We start from the raw sequence: 12,180 nt of genomic DNA, 5'->3' as shown, positions 1-12,180 counted from the left end.
TCTTCACCATCCTTTACCCAACTATGAAATTCAAACCAATCTGGATCAACCAATCTACGATAGCTATGATACAGCCGAGTACGACTGAGGAAACAACTACCGCAAATGACTGTCTTGCAAGGGAGCTCTTATCAAGCCATGTAATCTTCCTGAACTCTCCCTTTAATTCCTGAAACCAGCTTCTCTTGAGAGTATTTGACTTTTCTTCTTTACTAGATTTAGACATAACTCTATTCCTCCTTACTGGTTCAGACTATTTTGTCTCCTTGTGTACTGTATGAGCCTTGCAGAATCTACAGTACTTCTTTGTTTCCATTCTGTCTGGATGCGTTTTCTTATCCTTTGTCATATTGTAATTACGCTGTTTACAATCCTGACATGCCAATGTTATTTTAACGCGCATTTCCACTTACCTCCATTGTTATTTTAAGGCACAAAAAAAAGACCTCTTTCATCGCAAAGTCTACAATAACACAATCGACCTATGCAAGTCAAGAAGTCTTTTATATAATTTCTAGTATATTTGATCCTGTCCGTCTATCTTCCGTTTGTGCTCATGTCTTTTATGACATCTATGAGATCCATGTCGGAATCTGTGAGCTTCACATTGGTACAAATGGTCTTGCCCTCTGTATCTGTGATCTTCACTTCTATTATATAGCCTTCCTTTATTCCTGTGGCAGCGGCTGCTCTGAGGAACATAGGGAACTTTGGATGATTCTGGACGAACCGCTCCCAGGCTCCTTTGATCTTAAACATCATTCCCGGATTAAATGCCATATTTATCAACCTCTCTGTAAATCTTACTTATATCAGTATTATTTCAAAAGACCTATCGCTCCGAACAATCCTATACTTCCAAGGTACATAATCACTCCTGCCATGATCACTCCCAGCATGACCATGATAACGCTTTTCTTCCAGTCAAGCTCAAGGAAGCTGGCTGCCAGTGTTCCTGTCCACGCCCCGGTTCCCGGAAGTGGTATTCCCACGAACAGCAGAAGTGCGATATACACTCCAGTGCCGGACTTTGCCATGAGCTTCTGTCCGCCGTGCTCTCCCTTCACAAGACACCATGTGAAGAATTTGCCTATGAATCTCTTGTCTTTTCCCCACTCAAGCACACGTCTTGCAAACCAGTATATAAATGGAACCGGTATCATATTGCCTATGACGCACACTATAAATGACGGTATACTCGGAAGTCCAAAGCCCACCGAATACGGTATGGCGCCTCGAAGCTCAAGTATTGGTACCATGGATATAAGAAATATAGTCAGATATTTTTTTAACATAACGATCCTCTCATTTAATTTTCAAGTCCAGCTCTAACATAGAACGGCTCTGTTACCTCTGTCACTTTCTTACCAAGCATGTTGTCTGCTCTGACCAGTGCCACCTCGATGCCAAATGAATGAGGCTTCATAAGAGGTATGAGTCCGGCAAATACAGGCTTCTCGTCTCCGTTTACCTCAAGAGCAACAAGATACTTATCCTCCTGTCCCTGCTCCTCCATCATCTGTATATACGCTCTGTCAACATTCTCTTTGTCTGCCAGATACTCTCTTGCAGCATCAAGCATCTGTACCGGCTGATACTTTGGTGTTCTGAGCTTGACTGTTGCGCCTGGCTTGATCTTGCTCTGTACAAGTCCTGTACGTGAGCTCTCTCTGTACTGACGGATAAACTCTCCTGATATAAAGCAGTTCTCAGTGAAAGGATTCATAGCTATTCCGCTTATGTTTCCATTTGAATTGAACACAAGATCCTCAAGCTGCTTATATGGAAGTATGATCCTCTGGAAGCCATCGTTAAACTGTGATGAAGCCATCGACTCATAATCTGTGAAGCATGGAAGTACCTTGTCTCCCTGCTCATTTGTCAAAAGTGAGAAGTTGATCTTCACTCCGTCCTGGAATGTAACCTTTCCATTCTCATCAGGCTTTGGCTCCTGGTCAAACTTTGCAGGAACTATAAATACTGCATGAACCACTGACTCAAAGAGCTGCTTAAGTGTATCCTTGTTCTCATTTTCTCTAACTGCGTGCATAGCCTCAACAAGCTCCACGTTCTCAATCTTTTTTCCAATGTCTTTTACGTCCATCTCGTTATCCTTTCATTAATTAATTGTGTATTATCTCTTCTCACCGTAATGCTCGTTGTAAAGCTTCACCGCTTCCTCATAGTGCTCTTCATCAGCCTTTGCCTGATCTGATCTCTTGGACAACACAAGATCCGGTCTCACATCCGGCATGCTCTGGCCTATCCTTGAGGTAAATTCCGTAAAGAACTCCTGGCCACCTGCATATGATGCCATCGGTATAGCCACCATTCCCTTTGAGGTTGCAAATATGTATCCTCTGTTCACGTGATAGAACGGCTCTACAACGCGCTCATTCTCTACTATATCATCTATCTCGTATTTTCTCCACATAAATGGTATCTTACTGAAATATATCGCCTTGTCATCCATCTTCACCGCCGATGATACCGCTATCCTGCAGAATATCGCAAGTATAGCGCTCACACAGAATGCAAGTATGACTGCAATCCTTCCCATACCTTTATTGAGACTGTCCACTCCAAATACAGCCACCACAATGAGGAACAATATGAGCAGGCTTACTATGAATACCATAGGTCCAACTGTGGAATAACCTCTCATAACTCCGTTCTTATTCTTGCGGCATTTTCCGTAGTAGCTTATTCTTGAAGGCTTCATACCGAGATCCTCTCCACACAGAGGACAATACTTCTGGTTGACCGTACAGTTTGCCGGTATTGATTTGCCGCAGTGCGGACATCTGAAGAATATGGTGTTTATAATGCCTGATATAAGCGCAAGCACTACGAACAGAATCCAGCCCATGCTTATATTTCCTGCAAATGCAAATCCAAATATACACAGCACTCCTACTATTGGCAAAGCTGTAGACAGTAACTTTGATATATAAAGCTTCATCTTTCTCCTCCAAATCTGACAGTGGCATCTACACTGTCACCATCTCTGACCTGTTAAGTATAACATAATTCATCTTTTTTTCAATATTCCAGCGAAAAGAGCTGTCTGCACAGCATTTTGCCGGATTCCGTGGCAAATATATTATCGTATGCCGTCCTTATAGTATCTGCGTCCGCCTTATCCTCATACATGTTGACGAGGAAATCGGCCTCCACCAGTATCTGATAATCCAGACCGTCTATATTCCTGTAGGTGTGGTGATGTGCCACCAGATAACATGCCCTCTCCACTGCGGCATCTTCTGCACCTGCCTCTCTGAGCAGCCGTCTTGCCTCAGGTGGTCCCTCCTGTTCCTGCAGCTTGCCATTATTATATCCATATTTCAGTTCTGCGTTCTTTATGCCTATATCGTGGGCAAGTGCTGCGATCTCCAGGACCTGCATCTCGTCGGGCTCCATGCCCTCCATCTCAGCTATCAGCTTCGCAAATGAATGAACCTTCAGGAAGTGATGTACCCGTCTGGAATCCCCGGCATAGTATTCAATCATTTTCTCTTTTACTATAGAAACCAAATCTCGTGCCATGTCATCATCCGCCTTTCTTTGTGACTCGTATCATTCTAACACCACTATTTGTGAATAGTCTATACAGTTTATAAACATTTAATCTTCCTTACGCCCGGATTTTCTGTTACTTCTATAATATATACTTCCGTAAGTTGTTTTTTATTGACTATAATAGTATAATTTTGGGTTAGAGATAAACCATCAATACAAGTGATACAAAACATTGGAGATTTTATTATGGACACACGTTCAATTGGAGTATTCGACTCAGGGCTAGGCGGAATAAGCGTTCTCCGCGACATCGTGGAGCTCATGCCCTGTGAAAATTATATATATTTTGGTGATTCAGCACACGCACCTTATGGAACAAAGACCAGAGAGGCCATTCTTGAGAGATCGGAGCAGTGTACCAATTTTCTTCTCGCAAAGGATGTTAAGGCGATCGTCATCGCCTGCAACACCGCCACAAGTGTTGCAGCATCCACGTTGAGACAGCAGTATCCCTCAATTCCTATCATAGGCATTGAGCCGGCTCTGAAGCCTGCGGTTCTGTGGAAGGAGCACGACAAGGTTGCCGTCATGGCCACCCCTGCCACACTGGCTCTACCTAAATTTCATGAACTCATGAAACATTATTCAAAGGAGTCCGATATCTACCCGGTTCCATGTCCGGGCCTTGCAGATTATGTTGAGAGAGGAATATTCGACGGTGAGGAGATCACTGAATTCCTGAAGGGACTGCTCGCCCCATCTCTGGAGAAGCATGTGGATGCAATCGTTCTCGGCTGCACTCATTATCCTTTTGTGGAAAAGGTTATACAGCGCATAGCCGGACCTGACGTGAAGATCTTCAATGGAGCCCACGGCACCGCCCTGGAGCTTCAGAGGAGACTGCGCATCGCTGAGCTTCTCACGCCTTCCATAGAGAAGGGCACTGTGGAGTTCTACAGCAGCAGCACAAACCCTGAAACCATTAAACTTTGTCACCAATTGTTTGAAGCGTAATTGACGGACGGCTCAAAACATATATCCAACATAAAAAAGTCCGTGTATGTACATGGTCAATCACGTTCTACAGCTGTCGCTTCAAGCATTTCTATATGCATGCGGCTCCGCACGCGATAAGGGCGTTTGCGTGCTATGCCTTAGCACAGAAATGCTCGAAGCTCGGCTGTATTCACTACCGATTGTCCATGTACATACACGGCTTTTTTGCTGAATATATGTTTTGAGCCTGACTACGACTTATTATTCAAAGCTGGTTCTCAGAATTGTCAAAATGCATATGGGTGATCCCAGACTTTGAGTTTCGTGCCGATATCATGTACAAGGGCGTAGGTGTAACACTCATATGCCCAGGCGACGTCCTCTGTCGGCATTCCCTCTATGGACACGAGGATGATCTCGTCGTCGGATTCACGGCCGGGCTTCTTGCCGCGGATTATCTCTCCGAATGTAGTAAGGGAATCCCTCTCGATCAATCCATCCTGCACCATATAGACGAAGTCCTCTCCCATGCAGCCTGTGTGGAGTCTATCGCCATTTTCATCATATCCAACATTATCTTCCTCTGCATAATTCTCATACATTCCGTAGTTGTCTATAACTTTTTTCAGGTCAACAATGCTCTTATGCTCCATATTGAAGGTACTTGTAGATATGACCAGCGCTCCGGGCTTGAGCCACTCTCGCTTGTACTCTGGCCACTCGCCCTCCTTGCATGAGACTGCCTCAGTTATGATGTCGGCATCCTTAAGTGCCTCCTCCATATCCTTGCACAGAACTATATTTTTTACCTGAGGATAATTTTCCTCTATGTACCCTTTCATCTTAATCGCATTTGCCGATGTCGGTGAGCTGCCCTTTATCTTGATGGTGTCTATGTCAAATCTCTGTGACATGATGGCTCTGAGACTTGATCTGCAGGCATAGCAATGAATCTTCTGTCTCTTGCATTATTGACAGGGAAATTCTCTATAGGCGACTTCTTAGGGAAATATAACATAAGTCCATGGGCATCATTATACGGGCCGCCCATGAGGAAATCCCCATCCTCCATGAGTCCCATTGTCTCTTCCATCACATCAACGCATCTTCCAGGATGAAGCACTCCTGACATTTACGACCTCCGCCTCGCACACCTCATGTCCATCACGGCCAAGTGCCACACCCTTTGTTCCTTTCTCAGGAATAGGCAAGAATTCATACGGAAGTGTAACCGTTCCATAGCCATCCCCGGTATCCTCGTCCACCAGAAATATCGCCTGTCCTGAACAGCTTGCAACACACATACCACATCCTATACATGGATTCTCCGTCACCGTTGGAAGTGATGTAATATTTGCGCCTATGCTTATACATCCCTTCGGGCACGCATCCTGACACGGGTTGCACGGAATGTATGTGGTCAAATACATGCAGAGCCACAACACCAGGATTGACACAATAGGTGCTTGCGACTGCTATACCCTTGACATCCCCGGGAGCAATCCCAAGTCCAGGTATTACCGTACCAAGAACGTATTCTTCTTCGCCCCATACCTTGAGAACTCGGACTGCAACTATGTACTTCCAGCAGGACGATACCTCTCCATGACATACAGGGGTGACCTGACCAAGACAAAGGAACTGCTGCCACAACTCTATACATACGCACAGGATCATCAGCTTGAGATTGCCAGTGACCCTGTTGAAATGTGTCATATAGATGATTATGAGACCAACGATGACAGTGAGTACATAATTGAGCTGCAGTTCATGATAAAATAACCATTTTGCCGCAGCTCATTCTGTTCTCTAAAAATGTAATTACAGATACTCACCCATGAACAGCTCCGTGTCGTATGGGGTTATCACCATTTTATCACGCTCATTCTCCACTGTGTCATTATTCAGATACAACTCAGTGTCAAACACAATGTCAGCATCCTCCCTGTTGTCCACCAGCACTCCTCTGCCCATGACATTGAGCGCGATAAGATCATAGAGATCTGGTTTCTTCACATTCACCATGGAATAGCATACCGCTGCAACTCCAGATAGATTGCTCTCCAGATTATTACCACCGATATTCGCATGGATGCCACTGAGCGACATATTCATGTCACACCAGATGAACTCCCTCTTCACACAGTCAAATATGACAGGAATGCACACCATGCTGTCCGCCGTCAGATCAAGCTTCTGTTCCACCGTCTTTGGCTCATATATCTCGCCCGAATCCACATCAGCTCTCTCCATCCATCCAAACATTGCGTGAGGCATATCCGCATAGGTCTGACAGGTAAAGCTGTACACCTGGTACACCACATACCTTGCCCCACATCTCACAACGGAATCCACGTCCACATCAAGGAACTCACTGACACCATCGCCGTCCACCGGGCCGCCATTTACAATGTCGCCCGAATGGCATGCCTTATATTTTGCAGATTTCAGATTGGTATATGACACGTGCTCTATGTAGTTCCAGTTCTCGTCAAATATAGCCGCCGACAGATCTATATCGATCCTTCCGGAATCATAGGACTCAAAATCGCATTTGTCCATATTCGTCCACCATATAAATGCCCTCACAGCATTTGTCTGCGAATCCATAGGAAGTCTTGAACCCCTGACTATGGTCTTCATCGCCTTGCTGGCGCTTCTCTGGCTGAATGGTACCACATAATTCCTGTAGTCCTCAGACAGGTACACCTTACCCATAGGCTCCCTCTGTCCATATATCTTCACAAGCGCATTTTCGCAGATCCGAATAACTTCCTGACAGTATTTCTCATCTATATCTGGCAGATTGTTTCGCTCGCTGTGGCACTTTGCAAGACTCCCCTTTGGGAAGAACACTCTTACATCCGCCTGCTCAGCTCTGTGCAGGAAATGCTCTCTCACCTGAAGCAGCACCGGTGTCGACACCTTCTCCGCCACAGACGCAAAGCTTCTTATAACAGGCTCTTTATATGTCTCTCTGAGCAGCTGATCCAGTCTCCTTGCCAGTTCACCCGGTCTCTTCACCAGCTCGGCAAGCGCACTTTCATACTCACCGTAAGCAAGGTCAAACTCAACCTTTCCCGCAAATGTCTCTATCTTCCTGTTATTTCTCAGCTTGTCAAATGCATTTATCGCCCTGTCATACTCCAGAGTGTATCTGCTGCAGTCAAACTCAGAAGGATGGATCCTCTCTCCAATCCTGATCCATCTCTCCTTATATCTCAGCATGTCCTCCTCTATATTCGGACAGCCAGACAGAAGCTCCATGATCATCCTTCTCTGTCTGCGTGAAAAGCTTCTGTATCTCGTATTCTCCGCAAGGCTCACATCACCATCGCTCATTGCTGTGACGAGTCTCAGCACATCAGTTGCTGTCTTTATATACTTTCTGAGCCCGCTGACACTTGCCAGAGGATTCTTCTGCAGATAGAGCGCAGAGATGTACGCAGCATTCTCCTTGTGTGGTATGTTATCAGGCAGCTTCATATTCTCAGTCTCGAATAAATATGCTATATCCTCCCTGTCAGTTCTTGATATGGATGTTCTAGACGTACAGATATTGTCAAATATCTGTCTCACATCAGCCTCACTTCCAAGCTGCAGAACTTTGACCTTCGTCTCATCAAAAAGTGGCAGTCTGTCATTTACACGCTTTCTGTGATTCTTTGGATACAGGATACCATCCGACCAGTAATGCACCATCGCATTTATATACAACTCAGAAAAATGTGCATCCATAACGCCCTTAGGGAAATCGGCATACATAGGCATATACACAACATTTGCATCTTTCAGCTTCATAAGCGCAGCTTTGAGTTCAAGATAAAATTCTGTCAGTTCATTGACGCTGTATGTTCTGAGAACGTCAAACACCTCTCTGGAAAATGTATATCCAAGTTCTTCGATGTTCTTCATAATGGTCGTTATGCAGCGGTCATTTGCCACCTTTGCAGTACCAATGCCAAGTATCACTTTGTTCTTACGCCTGAGCAATATCTCGTTCATAACATTTCTCCCTATTAATGAGGAAACCGGTGGCGGTAAGCTTTTACATTTATCATCCCAATTAAGAAGGAACCACCACCATAGCCTCTTATGATCCTGTATTCAGGGCCTCAATAACTTATGAACCCAATATATCAAACCATGATCGTCAAATCAATGAACCGCTAGTTTAGAAGTCACGCAGTGGGCTATCCCTCAAGCGCGACCTTCACAACCTTTTTCTTTCTGGGAAGGCAGAGCTGGAGCACCACCGCTATGGTTGCACCAACTGCAGTACCTGATGACATGAAGTAGTTCAGGAACTGAGGCATTTCGTTCATCACATCTGTAGGAATGACTATAGTTGCCACAGCAGCCACGACTGAGATTCCAACGATAAGTGATGATCTCTCATCAAGAGGCTCACTCTGTATGATCTTGATTCCATTTGATATGAGCAGGATACATACAACCGCAAATACACCATTTACGACAGGTGTCGGTATACATGATATGACGGTCATAAGCTTTGGACATACGCCGAGCACCATGAGTATCATACCACCCGCAATGATCGCCATACGGCTTCCAACCTTTGTTATCGCAAGTACTCCGGCATTTGACGAATATCCTGTCATCGGTGTTCCTCCGAACAGTGAACCGACAAGACATCCAACGCCCTCACCAATAGTAGCGCGATCTATTCTCTTATCGCTGAGATCCTCGCCTGTGATGGCACTGATCGTCACCCATGTTCCTGTTGTATCGAGAAGTACGATAAGGTAAATGAACATCATGAGTATACAGGACTTGATCTCAAACTTTGGAAGTCCAAAGTGGAAAAACTCCGGAAGCTCGAACCATGCTGCATCGTGTACAGAGCTGAAGTCCGCAGCTCCCATTGCTGCAGCAACCACGGTTCCGGCAACCAGTGCAAGTATTACTGATACCATGTGAAGTATCCTGTTATGCTTAAGCTTGTACTGAAGTATCATACATACGATGAGCACTCCTGCAGCAGTAAGACCTGATGCTACATTTGCACTTAAGTTTCCATCTGAGCTTGCGATCCCTTTGGCCGCTGTAGGTGTCAGTGATATTCCAACTATAAGTATGATGATACCACCGATAAATGGAGGTATTGCCTTTCTCACAAATTTTGAGAATCCCTTGAATATACCCAGCAATATGATCATGATCGCTCCGGGGATCAGACTTCCTATCATTGCACTGACTCCCATGGTCCCGCCTATCGTACACAGAGCTCCAAGCGGTACATATGATGGACCCTGTATGATAGGGTACTTCATGAAGAATCCCGCCTGCAATATAGTTGCAATTCCACATGCAAAGAAACTCATCTGAAGGAAAAATGATAACTCTCCTCCTGCCAGTCCTATCGCCGCTCCAAGTATCAACGGCATGATATACAGATCCATTGACAATACATGCTGCATTCCGAGAAATGCCGCCTTGCCACAGCTTATCTTCTCATTTACGCCAACTATGAGCTGGCTGTCATTTTCTATTATCTTCTTATCTTCCATATAAACGCGCCTCCTTATCTGCTGTCACATAATCCGCATTTTCATCCTACAACTTATCTGCAAGCTGCTTTCTGAGAACCACAAGCTCGCTGTTTATTTCATCTATCAGGCTTCTCTCATCTATACCGCAAGCGAACTTTCCGCCCTGATATACTACCTTTCCATTTACTATCGTTGTATCGATATTTTCCTCGGATGACGCATATACGACCGTCGCCTTTGCATCATGCATAGGTGCCGACTTCAGATGATTAGGGTCAAATATTATTAAGTCCGCATTCTTGCCGGACTCCAATGTTCCCAGCTTGTCAGCCATTCCTATTGCCTTTGCTCCCCCAGCCGTCACCATGTGTATGATATCGTCTGCGCTGATGACTGCCGCATCTCTGTGTATTCCCTTCTGTATGAGAGCCGCCAGCTTCATGCTCTCCAGCATATCCGTGCTGTTGTTGGACGCCGCACCATCTGTTCCTATAGATACATTTACCCCGGCTGCAAGGCTCTCTGGAATAGGTGGTATTCCTGAACCAAGATAAAGATTAGGTGCTGGATTGTGGCTTATCGACACTCCATATTTTGCAAATCTCTCTATGTCATGAGGTGTGAGGTTTACACAGTGGACTGCCAGGAATTTGTCTGTCAGGAATCCTATCTCCTCAAGCATATCCACTATATCCTTGCCGTAATATCTTCCGCACATCTCATTGTCGACCTCGGTCTCTTTGATGTGCATTGAATACCTAACATTCTCGCTGAGACAATACTCAAGCATCTCCTGATAGCCTTCCTTTGTGGTTGACCAAGTGACATCCGGACCTGTCCAGATCGAAAGCATATCATTTTCTTTATAAGCTTTCTTCAGTGCATCGACTTCCTTCATGGCCTTGCCAGCAGGCTCAAGGAAGCACTTCGGCATTCCGTATTCCTCTCCGGTATCCTGAAATGTTCTGATAAATACACTACGGATACCAGTTGATACCATTCCATCTATACAGGAATGAGCCAGCTCAGGATCCTGATTGGTGTAGAAGAACTCACTCATCGTCGTACATCCACTCTTTATTGCCTCCATACATGCAAGCTGTGCTGCCAGCTCATGCTGATGTGGTGTCATGTACTGTCCATATGGGAGTGCTGAAAGATTCAACCACTCTATCAGTCTGTGATCAGCTCCAAGTCCTTTCAGGAATGACTGGAATATATGTATATGTGTATCTATAAATCCCGGAAATACTACCTTGCCCTCGGCATCTAGCACACGTCCGGCGCCCTCACATTCCTGAAGCTCATCCGGTGTCAGCTCGTTCATTTCCTTTATCAGAGTTATCTTCTCTCCCTCTATTCCTATGATTCCCTTCGCATACACTTTTCTGTCCTCATCCATTGTGTGTATCTGCGCATTTTTGATTATCAGATCATAACTCTTCATAGCTCTTTCCTCCTGACTTTGAATATCCACTAAAAAAGGAGTCCTTCCCCGGCAGTGTGTGTTAAAACATTCCACACAAACTACTTTTGAAAAGACTCCTTTGTCCTGTTCTAAATCTTCTGTATTACATTTTCATTTTCCGCGGTATAAACAAAAAAAGAACCATACAGCTATCTGTTTTGGTGTTAAGGAAAACAGATAAAACTTTTGGTTCCTGATGGCTCGTATCTTAGCACTATCCCGTCAAATGGTCAATACTCATAACCTCTGTTGTTATATTTTTATTTTTTTAAAGGACTTTACCTTAATATCTTATGTTTATGCCATTTTTGCTTAATATTTTAAGGTAAAGAAAAAAGCCTGAACCCCTTGATTTTCCTTAGGTTTCAGGCTTTTAATTTAATGCCGGCGACCGGAATCGAACCGGTACGGGAGGTTAGTCCCGCAGGATTTTAAGTCCTGTGCGTCTGCCAGTTCCGCCACGCCGGCATTCTGCACCTTATTAAAAGGTTTAGAAAATGGGACCTATAGGGCTCGAACCTATGACCCTCTGCTTGTAAGGCAGATGCTCTCCCAGCTGAGCTAAGATCCCATTTGTTAAAAAGTATTCTATTGTGAATACAGCGACCCGGATGGGGTTCGAACCCACGACCTCCGCCGTGACAGGGCGGCGCTCTAACCAGCTGAGCCACCAGGCCATATTCA

The 12,180-nt window shown here is 44.9% G+C and carries 15 protein-coding genes and 3 tRNA genes; 2 read left to right on the top strand and 16 right to left on the bottom strand.

Annotated elements, in window-relative coordinates:
* Window positions 1–13 precede the first annotated feature (13 nt).
* The 7 genes from secE to DW025_RS12130 all read right to left on the bottom strand — a co-directional run bounded on the left by secE (window position 14) and on the right by DW025_RS12130 (window position 3,546).
* Window positions 14–226: a preprotein translocase subunit SecE gene (gene secE / locus DW025_RS12160; protein WP_015533480.1), complete on the bottom strand. Its 213-nt coding sequence runs from the start codon at window positions 224–226 to the stop codon at window positions 14–16.
* A 27-nt stretch (window positions 227–253) separates the two neighbouring features.
* On the bottom strand, window positions 254–403 hold the full coding sequence (gene rpmG, locus DW025_RS12155) for a 50S ribosomal protein L33 (RefSeq protein ID WP_004849439.1): 150 nt from the start codon (window positions 401–403) through the stop codon (window positions 254–256).
* A 134-nt stretch (window positions 404–537) separates the two neighbouring features.
* A complete protein-coding gene (locus tag DW025_RS12150; RefSeq protein WP_055280684.1) occupies window positions 538–780 on the bottom strand; it encodes a hypothetical protein in 243 nt (80 codons plus the stop codon).
* A gap of 38 nt (window positions 781–818) precedes the next feature.
* Window positions 819–1,295 carry a COG2426 family protein gene (locus DW025_RS12145; protein ID WP_022216200.1) on the bottom strand — a complete coding sequence of 159 codons (477 nt, stop codon included), beginning with the start codon at window positions 1,293–1,295 and terminating at the stop codon, window positions 819–821.
* Between the two features lie 14 nt (window positions 1,296–1,309).
* A complete protein-coding gene (locus DW025_RS12140; RefSeq protein WP_117548521.1) occupies window positions 1,310–2,104 on the bottom strand; it encodes an enhanced serine sensitivity protein SseB in 795 nt (264 codons plus the stop codon).
* Between the two features lie 30 nt (window positions 2,105–2,134).
* Window positions 2,135–2,962 carry a zinc ribbon domain-containing protein gene (locus tag DW025_RS12135; RefSeq protein WP_022216199.1) on the bottom strand — a complete coding sequence of 276 codons (828 nt, stop codon included), beginning with the start codon at window positions 2,960–2,962 and terminating at the stop codon, window positions 2,135–2,137.
* A gap of 80 nt (window positions 2,963–3,042) precedes the next feature.
* On the bottom strand, window positions 3,043–3,546 hold the full coding sequence (locus DW025_RS12130) for an HD domain-containing protein (protein WP_117548519.1): 504 nt from the start codon (window positions 3,544–3,546) through the stop codon (window positions 3,043–3,045).
* 219 nt (window positions 3,547–3,765) lie between these two features.
* Between DW025_RS12130 and murI the strand changes: the two genes are divergently transcribed.
* Window positions 3,766–4,533: a glutamate racemase gene (gene murI / locus DW025_RS12125; protein WP_117548518.1), complete on the top strand. Its 768-nt coding sequence runs from the start codon at window positions 3,766–3,768 to the stop codon at window positions 4,531–4,533.
* 269 nt (window positions 4,534–4,802) lie between these two features.
* Here the strand turns inward: murI and DW025_RS12120 are convergent, their stop codons facing one another.
* The 3 genes from DW025_RS12120 to DW025_RS12115 are packed head-to-tail and all read right to left on the bottom strand — an operon-like array spanning window position 4,803 to window position 5,945.
* The gene (locus tag DW025_RS12120; protein WP_243104983.1) at window positions 4,803–5,429 is read right to left on the bottom strand and encodes a hypothetical protein; all 627 of its coding nucleotides are present in this window, start codon (window positions 5,427–5,429) and stop codon (window positions 4,803–4,805) included.
* Window positions 5,408–5,647, bottom strand: coding sequence for a hypothetical protein (locus tag DW025_RS15215; RefSeq protein WP_242992581.1), 240 nt, complete (start codon window positions 5,645–5,647; stop codon window positions 5,408–5,410). Before DW025_RS15215 ends, DW025_RS12120 begins: the two co-directional genes overlap by 22 nt.
* Window positions 5,613–5,945: a 4Fe-4S dicluster domain-containing protein gene (locus DW025_RS12115; RefSeq protein ID WP_330423977.1), complete on the bottom strand. Its 333-nt coding sequence runs from the start codon at window positions 5,943–5,945 to the stop codon at window positions 5,613–5,615. Before DW025_RS12115 ends, DW025_RS15215 begins: the two co-directional genes overlap by 35 nt.
* Between DW025_RS12115 and DW025_RS12110 the strand changes: the two genes are divergently transcribed.
* Entirely contained in the window at window positions 5,944–6,297 is a 354-nt protein-coding gene (locus tag DW025_RS12110) for a GyrI-like domain-containing protein (RefSeq protein WP_243104982.1), read from the top strand. The two genes, DW025_RS12115 and DW025_RS12110, sit on opposite strands and share 2 nt — an antisense overlap.
* A gap of 39 nt (window positions 6,298–6,336) precedes the next feature.
* On the opposite strand, the gene DW025_RS12105 is transcribed toward DW025_RS12110, so the two are convergent.
* From DW025_RS12105 to DW025_RS12080, 6 genes are all read right to left on the bottom strand, one after another.
* Window positions 6,337–8,520: a TerD family protein gene (locus tag DW025_RS12105; protein WP_120000083.1), complete on the bottom strand. Its 2,184-nt coding sequence runs from the start codon at window positions 8,518–8,520 to the stop codon at window positions 6,337–6,339.
* A 188-nt stretch (window positions 8,521–8,708) separates the two neighbouring features.
* The gene (locus DW025_RS12100) at window positions 8,709–10,046 is read right to left on the bottom strand and encodes a uracil-xanthine permease family protein (protein WP_120000081.1); all 1,338 of its coding nucleotides are present in this window, start codon (window positions 10,044–10,046) and stop codon (window positions 8,709–8,711) included.
* 46 nt (window positions 10,047–10,092) lie between these two features.
* A complete protein-coding gene (locus DW025_RS12095; RefSeq protein ID WP_120000079.1) occupies window positions 10,093–11,475 on the bottom strand; it encodes an amidohydrolase family protein in 1,383 nt (460 codons plus the stop codon).
* Window positions 11,476–11,878: 403 nt separating this feature from the next.
* Window positions 11,879–11,964, bottom strand: a tRNA-Leu gene (locus DW025_RS12090).
* Between the two features lie 30 nt (window positions 11,965–11,994).
* Window positions 11,995–12,067: transfer RNA gene (locus DW025_RS12085), tRNA-Val, on the bottom strand.
* A 32-nt stretch (window positions 12,068–12,099) separates the two neighbouring features.
* Window positions 12,100–12,173 (bottom strand) — tRNA-Asp (locus DW025_RS12080).
* Between the last annotated feature and the right edge of the window lie 7 nt (window positions 12,174–12,180).

The sequence above is a fragment of the Coprococcus sp. AF38-1 genome, assembly GCF_003603945.1.
GTDB lineage: Bacteria > Bacillota > Clostridia > Lachnospirales > Lachnospiraceae > Coprococcus > Coprococcus aceti.
This window is presented reverse-complemented; position numbering and strand designations above follow the sequence as displayed.

What these genes read in the sequence shown, in the direction of transcription:
- secE (WP_015533480.1), bottom strand. Translation starts at nt 226, where the DNA reads ATGTCTAAATCTAGTAAAGAAGAAAAGTCAAATACTCTCAAGAGAAGC.
- rpmG (WP_004849439.1), bottom strand. Translation starts at nt 403, where the DNA reads ATGCGCGTTAAAATAACATTGGCATGTCAGGATTGTAAACAGCGTAAT.
- DW025_RS12150 (WP_055280684.1), bottom strand. Translation starts at nt 780, where the DNA reads ATGGCATTTAATCCGGGAATGATGTTTAAGATCAAAGGAGCCTGGGAG.
- DW025_RS12145 (WP_022216200.1), bottom strand. Translation starts at nt 1,295, where the DNA reads ATGTTAAAAAAATATCTGACTATATTTCTTATATCCATGGTACCAATA.
- DW025_RS12140 (WP_117548521.1), bottom strand. Translation starts at nt 2,104, where the DNA reads ATGGACGTAAAAGACATTGGAAAAAAGATTGAGAACGTGGAGCTTGTT.
- DW025_RS12135 (WP_022216199.1), bottom strand. Translation starts at nt 2,962, where the DNA reads ATGAAGCTTTATATATCAAAGTTACTGTCTACAGCTTTGCCAATAGTA.
- DW025_RS12130 (WP_117548519.1), bottom strand. Translation starts at nt 3,546, where the DNA reads ATGGCACGAGATTTGGTTTCTATAGTAAAAGAGAAAATGATTGAATAC.
- murI (WP_117548518.1), top strand. Translation starts at nt 3,766, where the DNA reads ATGGACACACGTTCAATTGGAGTATTCGACTCAGGGCTAGGCGGAATA.
- DW025_RS12120 (WP_243104983.1), bottom strand. Translation starts at nt 5,429, where the DNA reads ATGTCACAGAGATTTGACATAGACACCATCAAGATAAAGGGCAGCTCA.
- DW025_RS15215 (WP_242992581.1), bottom strand. Translation starts at nt 5,647, where the DNA reads ATGTCAGGAGTGCTTCATCCTGGAAGATGCGTTGATGTGATGGAAGAG.
- DW025_RS12110 (WP_243104982.1), top strand. Translation starts at nt 5,944, where the DNA reads ATGCAGAGCCACAACACCAGGATTGACACAATAGGTGCTTGCGACTGC.
- DW025_RS12115 (WP_330423977.1), bottom strand. Translation starts at nt 5,945, where the DNA reads ATGTATTTGACCACATACATTCCGTGCAACCCGTGTCAGGATGCGTGC.
- DW025_RS12105 (WP_120000083.1), bottom strand. Translation starts at nt 8,520, where the DNA reads ATGAACGAGATATTGCTCAGGCGTAAGAACAAAGTGATACTTGGCATT.
- DW025_RS12100 (WP_120000081.1), bottom strand. Translation starts at nt 10,046, where the DNA reads ATGGAAGATAAGAAGATAATAGAAAATGACAGCCAGCTCATAGTTGGC.
- DW025_RS12095 (WP_120000079.1), bottom strand. Translation starts at nt 11,475, where the DNA reads ATGAAGAGTTATGATCTGATAATCAAAAATGCGCAGATACACACAATG.